The organism is Enterococcus sp. CR-Ec1, assembly GCF_002850555.1.
GTDB lineage: Bacteria > Bacillota > Bacilli > Lactobacillales > Enterococcaceae > Enterococcus_D > Enterococcus_D entomosocium.
Map to the genome: position 1 here is coordinate 837875 of NZ_CP025223.1, position 21386 is coordinate 859260.

At 39.9% G+C, this 21386-nt stretch carries 14 protein-coding genes; 12 read left to right on the top strand and 2 right to left on the bottom strand.

The window, feature by feature from the left end; all coding sequences use genetic code 11:
• Positions 1-434: 434 nt before the first annotated feature.
• The 7 genes from CXM95_RS03945 to CXM95_RS03980 all read left to right on the top strand — a co-directional run bounded on the left by CXM95_RS03945 (position 435) and on the right by CXM95_RS03980 (position 13892).
• Positions 435-2105: a poly alpha-glucosyltransferase gene (locus CXM95_RS03945; RefSeq protein WP_225869261.1), complete on the top strand. Its 1671-nt coding sequence runs from the start codon at positions 435-437 to the stop codon at positions 2103-2105.
• Between the two features lie 89 nt (positions 2106-2194).
• Positions 2195-7339, top strand: a complete 5145-nt coding sequence (locus CXM95_RS18805) for an LPXTG cell wall anchor domain-containing protein (protein ID WP_101698858.1) — start codon at positions 2195-2197, stop codon at positions 7337-7339.
• A 94-nt stretch (positions 7340-7433) separates the two neighbouring features.
• Positions 7434-8159: a class A sortase gene (locus CXM95_RS03955; protein WP_233499089.1), complete on the top strand. Its 726-nt coding sequence runs from the start codon at positions 7434-7436 to the stop codon at positions 8157-8159.
• A 66-nt stretch (positions 8160-8225) separates the two neighbouring features.
• Positions 8226-9044, top strand: a complete 819-nt coding sequence (locus CXM95_RS03960) for a hypothetical protein (RefSeq protein ID WP_016621803.1) — start codon at positions 8226-8228, stop codon at positions 9042-9044.
• A complete protein-coding gene (locus tag CXM95_RS03965) occupies positions 9037-10554 on the top strand; it encodes a hypothetical protein (RefSeq protein ID WP_008377200.1) in 1518 nt (505 codons plus the stop codon). Before CXM95_RS03960 ends, CXM95_RS03965 begins: the two co-directional genes overlap by 8 nt.
• A gap of 170 nt (positions 10555-10724) precedes the next feature.
• Positions 10725-12959, top strand: coding sequence for a glucosaminidase domain-containing protein (locus tag CXM95_RS03970; protein ID WP_016621802.1), 2235 nt, complete (start codon positions 10725-10727; stop codon positions 12957-12959).
• 588 nt (positions 12960-13547) lie between these two features.
• Positions 13548-13892, top strand: a complete 345-nt coding sequence (locus CXM95_RS03980) for a DUF7006 family protein (protein ID WP_005237412.1) — start codon at positions 13548-13550, stop codon at positions 13890-13892.
• 100 nt (positions 13893-13992) lie between these two features.
• On the opposite strand, the gene CXM95_RS03985 is transcribed toward CXM95_RS03980, so the two are convergent.
• Positions 13993-14847, bottom strand: a complete 855-nt coding sequence (locus CXM95_RS03985) for a LysR family transcriptional regulator (RefSeq protein ID WP_008377207.1) — start codon at positions 14845-14847, stop codon at positions 13993-13995.
• 150 nt (positions 14848-14997) lie between these two features.
• Here CXM95_RS03985 and CXM95_RS03990 point away from each other — a divergent pair, with 150 nt between their 5' ends.
• The 5 genes from CXM95_RS03990 (at position 14998) to CXM95_RS04010 (ending at position 19817) form a co-directional block, all read left to right on the top strand.
• Positions 14998-15966, top strand: a complete 969-nt coding sequence (locus CXM95_RS03990) for a TDT family transporter (protein WP_042890594.1) — start codon at positions 14998-15000, stop codon at positions 15964-15966.
• A 103-nt stretch (positions 15967-16069) separates the two neighbouring features.
• Positions 16070-17029 carry an L-lactate dehydrogenase gene (locus CXM95_RS03995; RefSeq protein ID WP_034878749.1) on the top strand — a complete coding sequence of 320 codons (960 nt, stop codon included), beginning with the start codon at positions 16070-16072 and terminating at the stop codon, positions 17027-17029.
• Between the two features lie 318 nt (positions 17030-17347).
• Positions 17348-18424: an ABC transporter permease gene (locus tag CXM95_RS04000; protein WP_005237408.1), complete on the top strand. Its 1077-nt coding sequence runs from the start codon at positions 17348-17350 to the stop codon at positions 18422-18424.
• 5 nt (positions 18425-18429) lie between these two features.
• Positions 18430-19131, top strand: a complete 702-nt coding sequence (locus tag CXM95_RS04005) for an ABC transporter ATP-binding protein (protein WP_008377215.1) — start codon at positions 18430-18432, stop codon at positions 19129-19131.
• Positions 19132-19178: 47 nt separating this feature from the next.
• Positions 19179-19817, top strand: a complete 639-nt coding sequence (locus tag CXM95_RS04010; RefSeq protein WP_016613761.1) for a TetR family transcriptional regulator — start codon at positions 19179-19181, stop codon at positions 19815-19817.
• A gap of 115 nt (positions 19818-19932) precedes the next feature.
• On the opposite strand, the gene CXM95_RS04015 is transcribed toward CXM95_RS04010, so the two are convergent.
• Entirely contained in the window at positions 19933-21360 is a 1428-nt protein-coding gene (locus CXM95_RS04015; protein ID WP_005225272.1) for an APC family permease, read from the bottom strand.
• Positions 21361-21386: the final 26 nt, after the last annotated feature.

A 21386-nucleotide genomic window follows, 5' to 3' on the forward strand; every position in this document is an offset into this window, starting at 1 on the left:
TTAGATTTTAATTTCTTCACTACCCTGTGTAACCTTATATGTGTAATGAGGATGCGTAATTTCAATACTTTTAATTAGCGATCAAATTCATTGTTTTCGATCGTGGAAATATTCACTATTTGCGGTAAACATCCTTTTTTATTTTATAAAAGCGAAGCAGGTAAGTAATAAAATTTTAGGATCTATAGAAAAGAACGCAGCATGTCATCTTAGCTTTCGAACCAAAACCTTATTTTTCAATGACGCTCCTTAAGAAAAATGGTTCAAGGAAAAGAAAAAGGGGGATGAGTACATCAAATAGTTAGCTATCTCACTACATGTATAAACAGTCATGAGCATTCATTGAAATCATAGCAATGGGTAAAAGTTTAACGCAATGAATGGAAGATTTATCTCAAAAACTGGTCAAACTGATTAAATTGGAGAGTTGTTCAATGTTAAAGCACTCAAAGTTAGTTCAAATTAAAGCAAAACTTAGTAGCTATTATGAAAAAAGTAATATGCAAGGTCAAACGGTCATCTACATTTCGTGGTCAACTGGTCAAAGTAGGGCAGAAGTAAAGTCTTTCTGCTCGAAGGATTTTGATAGAACATGGATTAAGGTTCAAAGATTTTTTGAAAGAAATAATTTGAGTATGGTCAAGTATCTCAAATTTGATGTTGTCATCTACTCAAAGAAAATTCCTTATCAAAAATTTGACGAAATGCTAAAAGAAACACCAAGAAACAACTATTTTCGATATGGGATCGCTTTTGATGAGGAATTACGTATTTCTTTGCTGGAAGAAGAAATTAATGGGAATATGATTTTCCAACCGGATAGAGAGCATAAAATTGGGAAAAATAAACCAAATTTATCTTTCAATCATGTAAATCTGAGCAAATATCTTTTCCGGAAATATAAGAAACCTATTATTTTACCCGATCCCCTCAAGGCTATCACCATTTTTAGAACGAGAGGAATAATGGTGAATGAAGGCTCGGAACTCTATGAGCTTCAGTATCGTGGACCGGGGATCAATGTGAGACAGCATTTGAAGAAAAATATTGTATCTGATTTAGAAAGAGTGATTAAAGATGGGCGCAAATATTTAAGCGACCAAATACTTGATTCAGGAAAATTCATATATGGCTATTTTCCTCAGTTTAATAAAACGCTAATCAACTACAATACGGTAAGACATTTTTCCACTTTGTATGCGTGGTTAGAAGCAGTCGAAGACTTAGAAACCTATGAAGAAGATCTTCCGAAAATTAAGAGTGGGCTTGACTGGGGGATTCAAAACCTAACGACTGATATTGAAGGACACTTGCTTTTCAAAGATATTATCGATCGAAGAATCGACGCCTTTGAATACAAACTTGGAAGCAATGCGATGGTGCTGTTAGCATTTTCAAAGTATCAAGAAATAACTGGTGATTTACAGTATGAAGAAATTCTTATCAATACGGTGAAAATGATCAAAGAATATTTTATTCAAGATGGAGATACAATTCACGTTCTAAACGAAAAGTTAGAAGTAAAAGAGGCTTTCCGGACAGTTTATTACGATGGCGAAGTACTATTCGGTCTCGCTAGAGCGTATAAGCAAATTCCAGATGATACCACTTTATCATTAGCGGAATCAATTTTGAAAAAATTAGTAGAAAAAAAATATTATAAATACCATGACCATTGGATAAGCTATGCCGTTAATGAGCTATCAGCTTTATTACCTAAAGAGGAATATTATGAGTTTGGTATTCGAAATGCTACAGAAAATTTGAATTTTATCAACAAACGAGACACTGCTTATCCTACCATGCTAGAACTTTTAGTTGCGGCTGCTAAATTTGTTGATCACTTAGATACAAGTGAACAATATTCACATTTGTTAGAGAAGTTTCCTAAAGCGAAGGATATAAAACCAACTATGGATAAGCGAGCGTTGCATGAAATGAACGTAGGGGTGTTTTATCCGGAGGTTGCTATGTATATGGCAAAACCAAATATCATTGCTGGTGGTTTTTTTGCAAGACACGATAATTTTAGAATGAGAATAGATGATGCAGAGCACTTTTTAAGTGGACTAATCAATTATAAGAATTATCTCAAAAGCAATTGAGGTTCACTTAATTGCTAAGTTTATATTTATTTTGAATGTGAACTTAGCAATTAATAGAAATCTTATTAATTACTAAAAGGGAGGAAAAAATGAAAAATCAATTTGATCACGTTCAGTCATTGAATAGGAAAAATATTAAGAAAAAAAATGCTAAAAATAAACTAATTTACAATGCTATGATTGCTGGTGTAATTACAAGCGGCTTGTTTGTAGCTGAAACAAAAGTAAATGCCGAGTCTGTAAACGTTACAGATAGCACAGGAGGCTATGAAGAAGTTGCACCTCGAATAGGGATTAACTTTGGCTTCACAGATAAGTTCAATAAATTATCTGCAGATGAGGACGGGATTCACATAGCAACAGCAGGTGAATCTAATACATGGCTAAACATTGGTTTGATTTCTCAATTTAAGCAAACGATCTATTTAGATCCTGATTTAGCAGATCAATTCTTCTTAACCCCAAATTATACAGACTATATTTCAGGAACGATTTCTCGACCGTCAACTATCTTAGGTTGGGGTGATGTAACTGAAGACATTAAAGATGTATGGGATGCGAGAACCGGCATTATCTCAGGTTATGAAACGATGGGGTATGATCCTGATACCCATTCCATCACCTATTATACCCCTAACTATTTAATTCAGTTGAGTAGTGTAGATATTGCTATTGATCTAAAGATTGATTTGGCAAGATGGAAAGAAGATAATCCTCGAGACAACATGGTGATTAGGAAGGATAATTACTCTGTTAGAAGTGTAACAACTAGTGCAGACTGGATTGTTATTGGAGGTAGTGGAACAATATCCGGGGAACTTTCTTCTGAGGGGATTTATAACACTTGGATAGAGAACCCGGTAGAGACGACTACATTATTAACTTCTGACGATCAAAATTTCTATGGAAATGGGAAGCAAGATCTCGTTAATGAACATGATACCGATTATTTTGTTGAACTATTAGTCAATGGTGTACCAAGAGATACAATTGGTATGGATGAAGACGGCAATTGGGAATACGATTTTGGTAGTTTTCTGCGAGAGGGTGATATCGTTACCGCAAGGGTAAAAGGAGTTCATCAATACGTATTGCGCAATGGAAAAAGGTATACAAAATATTCTGGTATTACTTACCATAGCACAGGTACAGATATTGTAGACTATGAAGATTGGGTAGTAAGTAATCCAATAGTTCATCAAGCGTACACTGGTGAGTATTTAGTTACTGGGTTAAACTTGCCACAAAATCGTCAAGCGGGAAGAACGTATGATTTAGTATTGACTATTGAAGGGCAGGAAGTCCTAAGAAGAGAAAATATCTCAAATGATTTTGAATTCTCTTCAATGTGGATCGTGGATGGATCACCAGCGCCGTTGCCTGAAGGTGCAGTTGTTGAAGCATATGTCATTGGAAAACAAGATGGGCATGAAGATAAAGTAAGCTCAACAACTACGATGATTGTTGAAAATATCGATGACTATGATCAATGGGAAGTTCAAGCTGCAAGAGTTGATCCATTAAAAGAAGACGATCAACTGATTAGTGGAAGTGTTCCACTTCAGAGTAGAGCGTACGAGAGAAGCTATAACTTAGAACTACTGGTGAATGGCCGTCTCGTTAATACTGAAGAAGATATTCCAGTAACAAGTAGAAGTTATGTATTCGCATATGATGTAAATGAATTAAATCTAGATCTTTCTTATGGCGATGAAGTAACAGTCAGAGTTGTCGGACAACAACCGGATGTTGCTAATCCGAGTCAGATAAGAACTAAGGCAGTTGAGACAACAGTAAATGTCGATGACACAACTGGCTACAATAACTGGGTAGTCAATCAACCCAAACTAAATGATATCTATGTTGGTGACAATGTAATAACAGGAAGTCATGAACAAGATGATACATTTGGTAGAACGTATTCACTTGACGTTTATATCAATGGTGAACTTGTAGAGAAGAATGTACCAATCAATGCTAGCGGTGAATTTGAAATTCCACTAGATGCTGAGCTCAATCTTGGTGATGAAGTAAGTATTGTTGTAAACGGACATCAGGAAAATCGTGATGATAAACAGTCTGATATGGTTGCTGTAATTATACAAGAACCTATTGATACTGACTCAGATGCTGATTCCGATTCAGATTCCGATTCAGACGCCGATGCTGATGCTGATTCCGATTCCGATTCAGATGCGGACGCCGATGCTGATGCGGATTCAGACTCAGATGCAGATGCCGACTCAGATTCCGATTCAGACGCTGATGCCGATGCAGATTCTGATTCCGATTCAGACGCTGATGCCGACTCAGATTCCGATTCCGATTCAGACGCTGATGCTGATTCCGATTCCGATTCCGATTCAGATGCGGACGCCGATGCTGATGCGGATTCCGATTCAGATGCCGACGCCGATGCTGATGCTGATTCCGATTCCGATTCCGATTCAGATGCGGACGCCGATGCGGATGCTGATTCAGATGCGGATTCCGATTCAGATGCGGATGCCGACGCCGATGCGGATGCGGACGCCGATGCTGATGCGGATGCCGATGCCGACTCAGATTCAGATTCAGATTCAGATGCGGATGCCGACGCCGATGCCGACTCAGATTCAGATTCAGATGCAGATGCAGATGCTGATGCGGATTCCGACTCAGATGCGGATGCTGATTCCGATTCAGACGCCGATGCAGATTCCGATTCCGATTCAGATGCGGACGCCGATGCTGATGCAGATTCAGATGCGGATGCTGATGCAGATTCAGATGCGGACGCCGATGCGGATGCCGACTCAGATTCCGACTCAGATTCCGATTCGGATGCGGATTCAGATTCCGATGCCGATGCCGATGCTGATGCAGATTCAGACGCTGATGCGGATGCAGATTCAGACGCCGATGCAGATTCCGATTCCGATTCAGATGCCGATGCGGATGCGGATTCCGATTCCGATTCAGATGCGGACGCCGATGCGGATGCCGACTCAGATTCCGATTCGGATTCTGATTCCGATTCCGATTCCGATGCTGATGCCGATGCTGATGCAGATTCAGACGCAGACGCTGATTCAGATTCAGACGCCGATGCAGATTCCGATTCAGACTCAGATGCAGATTCCGATGCAGATTCCGATTCCGACGCTGATGCGGATGCAGATTCAGACGCCGATGCAGATTCCGATTCCGATGCCGATGCGGATGCGGATGCGGATTCCGATTCCGATTCCGATGCCGATGCGGATTCCGATTCCGATTCAGACGCCGATGCAGATTCCGATTCTGATTCAGATGCGGATGCGGATTCCGATTCAGATGCCGACGCCGATGCGGATGCCGACTCAGATTCCGATTCCGATTCCGATTCAGATGCGGATTCCGATTCCGATGCGGACGCCGATGCGGATGCGGATGCCGACTCAGATTCCGATTCAGATTCCGATTCAGATGCGGATTCCGATTCCGATTCCGATTCAGATGCGGATGCTGATTCAGATGCGGATTCCGATTCCGATGCGGATGCCGACGCCGATGCTGATGCCGATGCGGATGCCGACTCCGATTCCGATTCAGATGCTGATGCAGATTCCGATTCAGATGCGGATGCGGATGCGGATTCCGATTCAGATGCGGATGCCGATGCGGACTCCGATGCCGATTCAGATGCCGACGCCGATTCAGATGCGGATGCTGATTCAGATTCCGATGCGGACGCCGATGCGGATGCGGATGCGGATTCCGATTCAGATGCGGATGCCGATGCGGATTCCGATGCGGACGCCGATGCGGATGCGGATTCCGATTCAGATGCGGATGCGGATGCGGATGCGGATTCCGATTCCGATTCCGATTCAGATGCCGACGCGGATTCAGATTCCGATTCAGATTCCGATTCCGACGCTGATTCAGATGCGGATTCCGATTCAGATGCGGATGCGGACGCCGATGCGGACGCCGATTCAGATGCGGATGCGGATGCGGATGCGGATTCCGATTCCGATTCCGATTCAGATGCGGACGCCGATTCAGATGCGGATGCGGACGCCGACTCAGATTCCGATTCAGATGCTGATGCTGATGCAGATTCAGATTCCGATTCCGACGCTGATGCGGATTCCGATTCCGACGCTGATTCTGATTCCGACGCCGATGCGGATGCGGATGCCGACTCAGATTCCGATTCAGATGCGGATGCCGACTCAGATTCCGACTCAGATTCCGATTCCGATTCAGATGCGGATGCCGACTCAGATTCCGATTCCGATGCGGACGCCGATTCAGATGCGGATGCTGATTCCGATTCAGATGCCGACGCCGATTCAGATGCGGATGCCGACGCCGACGCCGATTCCGATTCCGATTCAGATGCCGATGCGGATGCTGATTCCGATTCAGATGCTGATTCAGATGCAGATGCTGATTCCGATTCAGATGCGGATGCAGATGCTGATTCCGATTCAGATGCGGATGCGGATGCTGATTCCGATTCCGATTCAGATTCCGACGCGGATTCCGATTCCGATTCAGATTCCGACGCTGATTCAGATGCGGATTCAGATTCCGATGCGGACGCGGATTCCGATTCAGATTCCGACGCGGATGCAGATTCCGATTCCGATTCCGATGCGGACGCCGATTCCGATGCGGATGCGGACGCTGATGCGGATGCTGATGCTGATTCCGATTCCGATGCGGATTCAGATTCCGATGCGGATGCGGACGCCGATGCTGATTCCGATGCGGATGCAGATTCAGACTCCGATTCAGATTCCGACGCCGATGCTGATTCCGATTCCGATTCCGATTCCGATGCGGACGCCGATTCCGATGCGGATGCGGACGCCGATGCTGATGCGGATGCCGACTCCGATTCCGATTCCGATTCAGATGCTGATGCTGATGCGGATTCAGATGCGGATGCTGATTCCGATTCCGATTCAGATGCTGATTCAGATGCTGATTCAGATTCCGATGCGGACGCCGATGCTGATGCGGATTCAGATGCCGATTCAGATTCCGATGCCGACGCCGACGCAGATTCAGATGCGGACGCCGATTCCGATTCCGATTCAGATGCGGATGCTGATTCCGATTCAGGCTCTGGCAATAAGAAACCGGGTAGCAAATTACCACAAACAGGTTCTTCCTCGATTGCAGCCTCAGTTGTTGGTGGTTTAGCATCTGTAGGTGCTGGATTTGGATTGTGGAATAGAAAGAAAAAGAAAAAGAAATAAAAATAGAAAGAAATAAAAATTGGATTGTTGATAGAACACACTCTTCGTGTTCTATCAACAATTTTAAGGATTAATAGTTTAGAGGTCAATGTATATGGCTAAAGACACGCTGAAGAAGTATATATCCAATATACTCATAGTATTTTTAATAATTTTAGGGGCAATAGCTATTTTTAGTGTTCCTCTAAAAAATCAAATCATTAATATGAATGTAAAACAGTTTTCCATCGAAAATATGACAAAGGAACAAGTGAAGGAGAATCATGAAAAATTAACAGAATTAGAAAATGATCCCATTGAAGAAAACAGTTTTGATTTTGAGTCAATCTCATTGACAAGTTTGTCTTCGATTGTCAGATTACAGCTAGATGAAAATAACGAAACAGTAGCTAAGGATAGGACGATGGGCGCAATTTTGATTCCAAGCGTAGGTATTGACTTACCTATTTTTTTTGGAGTAACAGATTTTACGTTAAGTTTTGGAGCAGGAACTATGAAACAAGACCAAGTTATGGGAGAGGGAAACTATAGTCTTGCAAGTCATAGAAGTGAAAGTAAAAGCTTATTATTTAGGCCTTTAGAGCGTGTGGAAATCAATGATTTGATTTACATAACAGACTTGGAACAAGTTTATATCTACAGTGTTTCTTTTAAAGAAATCGTAAACCCAGAAAGTACGTATTTAATTGAAGATATCCCCGATCGGAAGATGATTACTCTTGTGACATGTGATGATGCCAGAGGAACAAGAAGACTAGTAATTCAAGGAGAATTGATAGAGACAGTGGAATATCATAATGATTTTTTTGAATCTACTTAAAAATTAAATTAATACTTACTTTTCCAATGGAACAGACGGTGTACCAAAAAACTCAATTAAGATAGGGTGAAAAAATTGTATATCTATTTATCTGTGCTTCTCGTGAGCATAGCCTTATTAATACTCATCTCATGGAGGATTTTTAAAGAGCGACAATTAAAGAAAACAGAATTAGCAATTGGAAATGATTTGCTGCTAAAAAAAAAATTAATAGTTTTTAAGCAAATACAGCAAAGTGTAAATATCTGGATTATTTTAGGTGTGACTGCCACAATGCTCCTTAGCCTAATTACATTAGGAACATTACAAATGAAAGAGAAGAAGTATGTAGAAAATGTTTCGGGAGAATTAACGAAACTAGAAAAACAAGTAGATGAATTATCAAAAGCACAAGAAAAATTTTTGGAACTATCAATCTATAGCTATCCGGAAGAGGGTATTGGTCTTTCTGAGATTGATTGGAAAGATCTCCTTGCACAGATAACGCCAGAAGAGCGTTTTGTTTATGAAGAAAAAATAGGCAGGGATCTTACGCCCTATTTTGGTCGTACTGTGTCAATCATCACTAATAATGTACCTTTACAATACTTAATTTTGTCAATCTATATTGAAGTAAATAATCAACAAGATCTACCAAAGATACAGGAAAATATCGAAGTTTATTTAAGCGAAGTTCAAGACATAAGTTTTTTAAATCAGGCAAACATTCAAATTTTTGATAGCGATACAGAAACTATGATTTCTGATGAAGTATTTTTAAGGACAGATTCTGGTGAACTAGAATTGCTTGAAAAGGGCGATGATAGTGTGGAGCAAGAAAATGAAAATAAGACTGAAGTCAAAGAAAAAGTAGAGCAAAAAGGAGAAGTAATAACGAATGGCTAAGAAAGAAAAAAGTTTTTACAAAAAATTATTAGATGAAATTCAAGAAGTAAATGTTGAGTCTATTGATCTATATGACACTGAGTCTGAGTTAGAAAGCGATAAATTAGTCAAAGAGCACTCTCAGGAGAATAACAATAAGAAACAAGAGCGAACTGAACAACTTGAAAAAAAGGTCAATACATTAGTAGCTGAGAAGAACAATTTGCTTCAAGAACTAGAGATGAGTAAGAAAAACCATCAAAGAATAAATAATGATCTTAGCGCAATAAAAGAAATCCAGAAGCAGCAGGAGAATAATTTAAAAAAGATTACCGAAGATCGAAATAATTTAAAGGAACAATTACGACTAGCTCTTGAAGTAAACGAAACGACTGAAAAGGAATTACAAAAATCATTAAAAGAGAGAAACGAACTTTCAACTAAAGTAAAAGAGATTACAAGCCAAAAAGAAAAAATTGAAAATGACTTGGAATCAAAGAACAAAGAGACTAAAGACGGAAGTAATTTGAAGGAACAATTACGATTGGCTATTGAAGTCAAGGAAACGACTGAAAAGGAACTTCAAAAAGCAATAAATGAAAAAAATGAACTTTCAACTAAGTTAGAAGAAATGGTTAGTCAAAAAAATATGGTTGAAAGTGAATTGAATACACAAAACCTAGAGTTAAGAACAAAATTAGAAGAGATTGAAAATCAAAATAAAAATTCAGAAATAAAAGAAGCGTATCAGGAGTTAAAAAATAAATTCGAAACTAGTAAGAAGGATAACCAATATCTTACACACGAACTAAATAAAGCAACACAAAAAGTAATTGAATTAACACAATCATTAGAGCAATACGGCCCTAATCATTTAAATAGTGAAGAATTAGAAAAAGAAAATACGGAAGATTATCGAATTGAACAACTAAAAAGCCAATTAACCAATGTTATTGCTGATACACAAAAAAGATATGATGAATGGCAGGTCGAGAAAGAGCAGTTAAAGGCAACCATCAACAAAGTTGAAGAAAGCTATGAAGAAAAATTAGAAGAAAAACAACATGAGATTGATACTTTGAAAGATAAGCTTTCTGAGAAAGAAATAGCAGAATTAGTTATTACAAAAAAAGATATTCCAAAAGCAATCCAGGACCTTCAGGAACTAGAGACAGAACTTGAAGAAATTCAAGAAGTTCAAGAATTAAAAAAAGAGTTGAGTAAATTAACAAAAGAAAAAGAGAAGTTGCAAAAAGAGAAAGAAGAGTTCGAAGAGGAAATTGGTGAAGTATTAGCATTCGCAAAACGAAAAGCTAAAAGAACTGTCGAAGAAGCACAGTTAGAAGCCAATAAAATGATTCGATTAGCAGAAGTACGTGTTAGTTCTATTCATGAGAGAGCAAAAGAGATTCTATTCGACGTAGATGAAACAAAAGACGAAGTGACAAATCTTTTTGAAGATTTGCAATTTAAAGTAAAACAGCTAGCACATAATAAATTACAATTTAATGACTTTGAAGAATACAAATAATTTTTGTGAAAGAGCATTCTTGCAACAGTCAACAGAAACAAGATAATCATACCATTTTTATCGGATATCGGTCATGTATGGTCAACTGTTGCAAAATACTAAGAACAAAGAATATTTAATATAGATAAATTTTTGTGTAATAATCTAACATTTTTAAAAAAAGCGTTTATTTGAATAGAAATAGGAAAGCAAGAAACAATGAAAGAGAGAATGAAGCGCGAGGAGGTATTAAGATGAAAAATAAGAAGATAGGTATCACACTAATCAGCCTAGGTGTATTAGCAGCACAAAGTTTTACCACACCAACTTTGTTGGCAAGCAATTTAACTGATCATCTTTCTGATAAATCAGAAGACGCAAGCCAATCCACCTTCTCAAAGGAAAGGAAGCAATCGAATGTTGATTTGCAAGAACCCAACATAGAGTTAGTTTCGAGTATGCGACAAGCGTCTAATGTAACATCGAATATAGCAATGAGTACCAGCTCCAAAACCGAATTGTCTAGTGGTTATGTTCCAATAATAGAAGAGTCAAGTGAATCTTCCGATGAAAGTACCGACTTTCCAGAAGAGTCTCATTGGGAAGATGAAGAGTTGGGGGAAGAAAACACTGAAGAACAAGAGTCAGACAAACCTGAAGAATCGCAGCAACCAGATATCCCAATAGAAGAAACGATTCCGTCTGAAGTACCAGAAGCTGAACAAACAGTACCACCTTCTTCTGAGGCACCAGTGCAGCCCGATCCACCAACTTCCTCAACAAATCAAGAGGATCAAAGTTCTGATTCAGGAGCTAATCCATTTCCACCGAGTGCTCCGGTGACTCGACCACCTGCTACAGATCAAGAAATTGATACAATTTTTGAAGGTTTACTCAATAGTGCAGAGAATCAACTTCCAGATGCATTTAGAAGTAGTGAAGTGGCTGAATCAACGTTAGGGAGTTTCACATTACCGTTATTAGCTAGCTTTGACCACTCCTGGCAAGCTGCGTTGGTGTATCAAACAATTCGACAGGTTGGCGCAGATGACATAGAGAGTAAAGAAGTCGATACTTGGCTGAAAGAACTTTATAACGAAGTACTGGCGACAAATCTAGAAAATCTTGATATGAAAGAATCAACCTATAATTCATTACAGCCTGGTGATATTCTCTATAAGGAAACTGCGGAAGGGAATCAATTATTGGGAATTTGGCTAGGAAACGATTATTATGGGACAATTGGTACACAAGAAATGTCAGAAACATTGGAACAAGAATCTCAAGAAGATGAAGTGAATGAAGACGTTGATTTAAATCAATCAGCGACTTCAGTGGTTTATCTTGAGAAGCTGTCCTATCAACAGGTCGATCAAGAAGAATGGGATGAAGAAAACATTTCATTATTGATTAAACGTGCGCAATCACCAGAGTTAACTGAAGTAGGTAAAGAGTTGGTGAAAAATTATCCAGCACAACTTGATTTCCAATTTAATACTGCTACACATGAATTTATCAAACAAATTAGTGAAAAAGCTCGGAAACTAGGGCAAGAGTATGACGTCTTTGCTTCAGTCTTGATTGCGCAAGCTATTTTAGAAAGTGGCAACGGTAGTAGTCTTTTATCAAAGGCACCCTATTATAACCTTTTCGGTATTAAAGGAAGTTATCGAGAAGGTGCAGTAGTGATGACTACCAAAGAGGATTTAGGAAATGGCGAAATGATTGAAATTCAAGATGCTTTTCGTGTTTATCCAAGTTACGATGAATCGTTAACAGATTATATTGCATTGATTCGCGGAGGCGTTTCCCACGATTCATTTTTTTATAAATCAGTCTGGCGCTCAGAAGCAAAAAACTATTTGCGTGCAACTGATGCTTTAACCGGAACCTATGCAACAGACACTAGCTATAATCAGAAATTGAATTCTTTGATTGCTGTTTACGAGTTGACCCAATACGATGAGGATCAATCACAACAAAGTGGTGTCTTCATTAAAGGATTGGAAGAAGTTCCAAATGAATATCGGGAGTTAATGACTTTCCCAGCTTATAATGGGAAAGATTATAATACTTCTGGTTCTTATCCTGTAGGTCAGTGTACTTGGTATGCCTTTAATCGAGTCGCACAATTAGGTGGTCGTGTAGATGATTACATGGGAAATGGGGGAGATTGGGGAACTACTGGTCTTAGATTAGGTTATCAAGTTAGTCGAACCCCCAAAGCCGGAACCTTGATTTCTTTCAGCCACGGGACAGCGGGGTCGGATCCCAGGTATGGTCATGTCGCATTTGTAGAAGCGGTTGGACCGAATGGTATTTTAATTTCCGAAGCAAACGTTTATGGTGGTACAACGATTTCTTACCGAGTGATTGGCAATGATCTAGCTCGTTCCTCGTTGGTTCAATATATCACACCGAAATAAGTAATAATAAAAGAGGCAAGTAAAAGATGAATGAATCTTATTATGGAAAGGTGTAACTAAAAGAGTCAATAAGGAAATGAAGGTAGTAAAGCAGGAAGAGAAAATGCTCGATAGAACCTTAACATCAAAAGTCTTACAAGTATTAAAAGAAGAACGTCAGTTGCTCAAAATGAATGCTTAGTGGTATCGGCAGTGATGTAAAATAAAAGTAAAATGTTTAATAGTAGACTGGCGGTTATCAGTATTCTTTGGGGGATCTTCTCTTTCCAACTCGTTCGGATTCAAGGGGGATTCAATGAATCCGACGTTAATAGCATGTTTAAAATCACTTTTACATCTTGATCGTTTTTTGTTGATCAAGAGTGACTCCCATAATGAAGGAGATTTTTATTGGCTATTGTCGCTTCTTCATAAATTACATCTGGAAATTTTTTTAAAGAAGAGGTTTCAAGAGTATCATTCATACATTATCTCACCTATTAAACTACTTTATCGAGAGGCATGTATTTTATTAGCTTCCAAAAAATGTTCACTATTTTTTGGAACGCATTAGAAAGAAATAATCACATAGAGAGGACCTTATGAATCATGCTATTCACAATGAAAGAAGAATATAGCAGCTATTATCAAAAAGAATTTAGGAATGCATCAAGAAAAGAAAAAGATTTGAAAGACTATTTAATTGATTTGTTGCGGCGTTTAAACCAACTAACTGATGAAATCTCAAAAGAAAATTTTTGGAGTGTGCTGCCAAGAATTTTGGGAATTGATGCAAAATTAAACCTATTAGTTGAATTGATTAAATTTGAAGAACTACCAAGCGAAGAAATTATCCGTATCATTGAAAATGACTATCAAAGCTATTTTAAAGAACTATGTGGGTATGATTTAAGTATGGAAACGAGATATTCTTTAGTATTTAACGTCGCATAAATGTATTTTGTTTTTTTGCAAAAAATCGAAGTTGTCTGATAGAAATCCTTTATACTGATTCTGAGAAATTTTCTTAAGAATCAGTATAAAGGATATTTTGTTATCTTCTCGATTCACCAGTACCAGCAGCTCTATTCCTTTCCAACAACAGCCGTTTAATCTCCTCATAAATCTCTCCGGTCTCCGGCGTCGCACGCTGACGATTCTGAATGATAAAAAGATCACGATAGCGGTACTCTGGATCAAGTTCCTGCCAAGGCAACTCTTCTGGTAATGAAAGTTTCGAGATGATCGATTTGCCGATGTTTTGTTTTAGTAGGGACAAAATCACTTCGCTGTTATTGGCTTTGATGATTTGCGGATGCAAGTGCTGTGCGTACAGATAGGTTTCGTTAATGTAGTACATCCCCGAGTCGTTTTCCCGCAAGACCCAAAAATCAGAAGCGAGGTTGCCTGCTAACACCAATTCATCGCGATAAACGAATTCTTTTTGGATCAATGGCGAAACGATTGATTTTTCTATCAGCCCAATATGGGCTTTGTTTGATTCGACGGCATCGATTACTTCTTGAGAATTCATGATTTTGATTTCAAAGGCAAACGTTGGAAATTCTTCAATCAGCTGCGCCATGATGCTGGGCAGTAAGTAGACGGCGGTCGTATTCGAACAAGCGAGCACACACTCTGTTTTAAAATTTTTGGTGTCTTTGGCTTGCGAAAAAATAGTGGACAATGAGCGGAGAGACTCGACCACACGAGGATACAAAAACTCCGCTTGGCTGGTGGGTAAAATCAATTGTTTTCCTTTACGTTCAAAAAGTTTGAAGCCAAGTTCGGCCTCTAAGCGTTGGATTTGCAAGGAAATCGTTGGTTGAGTTTTATAGAGTTGTTTGGCGGCAAGACTAAAGTTTCTCGTTTCATAAACAACAATGAAGGTTTTGAGCAATTCAATCATTTTGGGGACTCCTTTATTATTAATAATATTTATAATTAGTATTTAAAAGTATAATTTTACAAATAGTTATCAGGTGATTATAGTATAAGTGTAGAGAAAAAAGAAAGCAAATTTAGTTGAAATTTTCATACGTTTAGAAAGGATGAGTTGATGAAAACATCGATCCAGCATTTTTTACATTCATTGCCAATCCCGATTTGTGGCTTGATTTTAGGCACTGTGTCATTGGGGAATTTATTGTATTCAGAAGGAATGGAGACGGTTGGAAATGCGTTTTGCACCCTTGGTATTTTCATCATGGGGCTCTTCCTTCTGAAAGTATGCTTTACATTTAAGCACACGATGTCAGAGTTGCAAAACCCAATCGTTGCTTCTGTGGCGCCGACCTTTACGATGGCGCTGATGGTGATTTCCACTGTTTTTGAACGGGTCATTCCCGATGCAGTGATGAATGATCTGCTCTGGTGGGGGGCTATCGGCTTACATTTTGCTTTAATGATCTATTTTGTTGTCGTGCATATTTTGCCTGTCGACCTTTCGCTGGAATACATTTATCCGAGCTGGTTTATTACCTTCGTCGGTATTGGCGTCATTCCCAATACTTCTGCTGTCTTTTTTAAAGAGCTGGGGGAAGTGATCGTCTGGATCGCATTGGTATTGTATTTTGCGCTTTTGCCGATTATTTTAAAACGAATCGTCCATCAGAAGCTGACGGAACGTGCGGCAGTTCCTTTGATCACGATTTTAACAGCACCAGGTTCTCTTTGCTTAGCAGGTTACCTTTCCGTATTTGAACAAGGCTCTGCTTGGTTTGTCGCCTTTATGCTGTTATTGTCACAAACGATTTATTTTTGTGTCGTCGCTTATATGAAAAACATGCTGGCAGTCGGCTTTTACCCAAGCTATGCGGCATTTACGTTTCCTCTTGTGATTTCAGCGACTGCTATGTTCAAATCAGCGCAGTTTTTTGCGAATCACCCACTGATATTTGGGTTTCTACAAGCCTTAACGATTATTGAAACAAGCTTTGCCGTGATTGTCGTCTGCTATGTGTTAGGAAAATATGCAATTCATTTGTATCAGCAAGCCAAAGCGCTGATTGCCGGTCATAGTTATTAAGGAAACACAAGAGTACACAAGAGAACATACATTTTTTGAGAAAATACGTAATATACGCAAAACAATAGCACAAGTATTTGAAAAGAAAAGGAAGGGATCGCACATGAAAAGTACAAGCAGAAAAGTTGTCGTTGTCGGAACAGGTTTCGTTGGAACGAGCATTGCGTATTCCATGATCAATCAAGGACTGATCAATGAGTTAGTCTTGATCGATGTCAATCGTGACAAAGCAGAAGGAGAAGCCCTCGATTTGTTAGACGGTATGTCATGGGGGCAAGAAAACATCAAAGTTTGGGCTGGAGAGTACTCGGAATGTAAAGATGCTGACATCGTGGTTATTACCGCAGGGGTCAACCAAAAGCCAGGACAAACACGGCTTGAATTGATTGATGTGAACGCCGAAATTATGGCAAGCGTCACAAAACAAGTGATGGCTTCAGGCTTTGATGGCGTGCTTGTTATCGCTTCAAACCCAGTCGATGTCTTAACTTATCAAGCATGGCGTGTGTCCGGGTTGCCAGCCAATCGGGTCGTTGGTACGGGAACGACCCTCGATACCACAAGACTTCGAAAAGAAGTGGCGGCAAAATTAGCCATCGATCCACGGAATATTCATGGGTACATCATTGGGGAACACGGTGACTCGGAAGTCGCTGTCTGGTCCCATACAACGATCGGTGGGAAACCGATCGTAGAATTGATCAAGCAAAAGGATCGTTTGACCGTTGCCGATCTAGCGGTTCTTTCTGAACGAGTAAAAAATGCTGCCTATGAAATCATCGATCGAAAACAAGCAACTTTTTACGGGATAGGGATGAGTGTCGCAAGAATCGTTCGAGCGATCTTAAATGATGAGCAAGCGATTCTGCCGGTATCTTCCTACCTTAATGGGGAATATGGCATCAACGATTTATTCACAGGGGTTCCTGCAGTCGTGGACCAAAACGGCGTCCGCGAAATTATTGAATTGACGCTTACACCTGAGGAAAAACGGCAGTTTGATACTTCGTGTCATCAGTTACGAGCAGTAATTTCCACAATTGGACAAAGCAAAGTCAGCTGATCTCTAGAACACCAATAATGAAATCCTCGTGTTCGTTTTTGCCAAAGCATGGTTCGACTATTTACGGTCTGCCATGCTTTTTTTCATCTAGCAAAGAATGTTAAAAGGAAATGGCGTATTTTACGCGAAACGCCCAGTATTCAACTCTCTTTATTCACACTCCTTTAGGAAAAAACATCCTCAGTGAATGACAGAAAAAGAATGATCGATCAACCTTACAAACTTTCCGAGTTGTAAAAAGTGACAAAGTGTCACCTTATGTGGTATTCTTCAAAAAGTGACACTTTGTCAATATTTGGAAAGTAGGAGGAAAGAACAATGTTTCTGGCTATAAAAGAAATGCGTTATTCAAAATTAAGATATGGGTTGATCGTAGGAATCATGTTTTTGATCGCCTATGTTGTTTTTATATTGTCTGGCTTAGCTACCGGACTTAACTGGGATTTTAAAAAGGCCATCGTCGACTGGGATTCATCCGCGATCGTTTTATCAGAAGATGCGAATGACACATTTGCGGCTTCGCAATTGACGAGAGGGGATTTAGACCGTGTAGAAGGGACACAAAAAGCCCCAATTGGTTTATACAGCAGTGTCATTACGGTCAACGATGAACAAGTCAATGTGACTGTTTTTGGTACACAAGACGATGCGTTCTTGTTACCAGAAGTCTTAGAGGGCAAGCTGTTTTCAAAAGAAAATGAGATCACGATTTCAGAAAACTTAGCAGAAGAAGGTATCAAGGTCGGGGATCAAGTGAAAATCGGACGCTCAGATGAAACCTTCAAAGTCGTTGGGATCACCCCAGAAACGTCTTATACGGTGTCACCAGTGATTTATACTTCCCTCGATACTTGGACGAAAATGAAGTTTGCTAATCAACCATTTGCATCTGACAAGGAGCAGCCAATCAATATCATTGTGACCAAATCAAGTGATCCTAAAGTCGATAACCAAGAAGGAACCCAGCTCAAAGTGTTGGCAACGGAAGACTTTATTGAAAAGCTTCCCGGATTTTCTGCCCAAAACTTGACCTTAAATGCCATGATCTACTTCTTGTTTGTTGTTGCAACGGCAATCGTGGGGATTTTCATGTATGTGATCACCCTACAAAAAACAGCGATTTTTGGTGTGATGAAAGCCCAAGGGATTCGGACCAGCTTCATTGCCAAATCAATTATTGCGCAAGCATTTATGGTAGGAGTGATCGGGGTAGCCCTAGCCTTTGCGGCGGCATACGGCACCAGCTTGTTTTTACCAGATGCCATGCCATTTTTCTTTGAATTAAAGCAATGGCTGCTTTATAGCGGCATCTTGATTCTCGTGGCAGTTCTAGGCGGCTTATTCTCCATTCGGACGGTCACAAAAGTCGATCCAATAACGGCAATAGGAGGGTAACAAAGATGAAAGACATTTTAGTAATGAAGGATATTATAAAAAAATTTGGCAAGCAGCATACCGAAGTAACGGCACTAAAAGGACTGAATTTTCACGTTCAAGAAGGGGAGTTTGTCAGTATCATCGGTCCTTCTGGTTCAGGAAAAAGTACCTTTTTGACCATCGCTGGCGGCTTACAAAGTCCAACAGCCGGAGAGATCATCATCAACCAGGTCAACTTTTCCCAATTAAATGAAAAGCAACGAGGGAAGTTGCGTTTTAAAGAGATTGGGTTTATCTTGCAAAGCTCGAATTTGATCCCTTTTCTAACAGTAAAGGAACAATTTTATTTGGTCGACAAAGTTTCAGGAAAAGCCAAGGAAAAGGAACGGATTGATGAATTGCTTGCTTCATTAGATATTCTCGATCTTCAAGACAAGTTTCCCCGCGATTTATCTGGTGGGGAACGTCAACGAGTAGCGATCGGCAGGGCCTTGTTTAATGACCCAAGCTTGATTTTAGCGGATGAACCAACTGCCAGCTTAGACACCGATCATGCGTATGAAGTCGTGAAGTTATTAGTGAAAGAAGCGCATGAGAAAAAGAAAGCGACAGTTATGGTCACCCACGACGAGCGAATGATCCAATGGAGTGATCGCATTTTCCGAATGGAAGATGGCAATCTGATCGAACAAAACGCCCCATCAAGAGAAACTGCACAAGTCTGAGTGGAAAAGTAGAGGGATTTGTTTATAATAGAGGGAGTAGATTGCGAATGATGGAGGAGAATCCCTTGCCAAGTACAACATTTTTTCATTTAAAACAAGAGAAAAAAGAAAAAATCGATGCCGTGCTTTTAGAAGAATTTTTTAGCAAGCATATCAGTCAAGTCAAGGTCTCTGCCATCGTCGAAAAATCGCACATTTCTAGAGGGGCGTTTTACAAGTACTTTCAAAACTTAGAAGATGCCTATGACTATGCGATCACCAACTATTCCAACCAAATTCATTCTGCGATTTTTACGTTTATCAATCGCAACAAAAATGATTTTTTCAAAGGGATCGAAGAATACTTGGCTTGGTGCAGTCAATGGTCACCTGAAGATGATCATTGGAAAATGATCCACTTATGTACCCAAAGCAATGCCTGGACGAAGCGCGATGCGATCCCTGACGATTCGCCCATGATTCGCCAATGGTTGGAGCTGTTGGAAGAAAATCGCTTCACGATCCATGATACGCAAGAAGCCGTCAGTTTCCTTTACTTTATTATGGCGGTCGTGATGGATAGTCTGACAGATTTTATTTCGAATGAATGGACCGCAAAAGAGCTGATCAAAGATTTCCGCTATAAGGTGCAGTGGATCAAGTATGGAATCAAAAAGGACAACAAAGAGTACAACAAAGAGGAATGAACGCTTCGGCAAGAGGATGGATCAAATACCGCACGCGGCGGAGAAGTTCATTTACAAAGAAAGAGGTGCCCGACAACCGAAATAGTTGTCGGACACCTTTTTTTTGAGCAAATGATTATTTTTTATTTACACGTTTCGCAATGATTGGCAAGATCAAGCCAATCAAAAGAAAGGCGATCGGCGTAATGATATTTAAGGCCAATTGGAAGAACCAAGCTTGCGGATCTGCCGCATAATCAAGCTTAGGAACCATCCCTAAAATGCAGGCAAAGGCCGTGAACAAGAAGCACCATAAGCCAATCCCAAAGCCAACTTTGGTGTTTTTCACGAATTTATAATCGGAAGTAAAGCGATTGGCGTGTTTGTTGACTAGCATAAAGGCTAAGAAGACCCATAAGTAACGCAGTGGCATGACAACTGAATTCAAGTTCAGCAACCAACGGTACAGTTCGGTCATATTGCCGATTCCTAGTGCTGGAATAATGATCAAAATGCTTACCAGGATACCAGTCATAATATATCCATTTACTGGTGTTCCTTTTTTGTTTAGTTTTGCTAAGCCATTTGGTACAAATTCTGAATCAGCATCAGACAGTAATATTTTCAATGGGGCATCAATTGAAAAGGCCAAAGCAGAGATTTGCGCCAACGCATTGGCGATGGAATAAAGAATGACAAAGAAGTTGCCGATTCCGTAGAAGTTTCCAAGTCGTTGAAAGGCTTCATAAGCGCCGTTAACCATCAAATCTTCTGGAATATGGTTGGCATCAAAAAGCATCCCCATAGCAATCGAGCCGAGCAAGGCACATAACGCCACCATACCGGCTAAAAAGATCATGCCTTTTGGAAATTCTTTTGCAGGATTTTTTGTGTTATTTACGTAAGGCGAGATTTTTTCACAGCCGCCTACCGCAAATACCAGCATCGAGATCGTGGTTAAATAGGTAAAGTCAAATTTAGGGATATAGGTTGAAACAGATGACATGTTTGGTGTAGCAATTTCAGCACCAGTCATTGCTGGAGCGGTGACTGCTAAAAGAATAAAAAGAATCGACATCACGAACATGGCTGTTCCCGCGATGTTCCCAATCATTTTTAAGGTCGTCAATCCTTTAGAGGCAATCCATAAAAAGAATAGAAAAATAGCTAAACAAATCAACGAGACTTCCATGGAACCCATCGTCGATACAAATGTACCATTTCCTTTAAATAACCAACTCAAGGATACTAAGATTCCTTGGGGTTTTTGTGCCAAGTAGGGCACGTGAACGACCCAATAAGTCCAAGCAGCAAAAAAAGCCAACCGCTTTGTTGAGGTTTCTTTGATCCATGAGGAGACCCCACCACTTGACTCTTTGAAGGTCGATCCTAACTGACCAACACTTAATGCATAGGGTACAAAATAAAGAGCCATAATTAATAGCCACGAAACAACAACAGTCAATCCTTGTTGAGCGTAATTGTTTACAACATTTCCCAGTCCCCAAACAGAGACGAACGCCATCAGCGCAATATTATACCAGCGTAATTGTTTCTCATTCATCGCTTTCTCCTTCTTAAAATGATTTT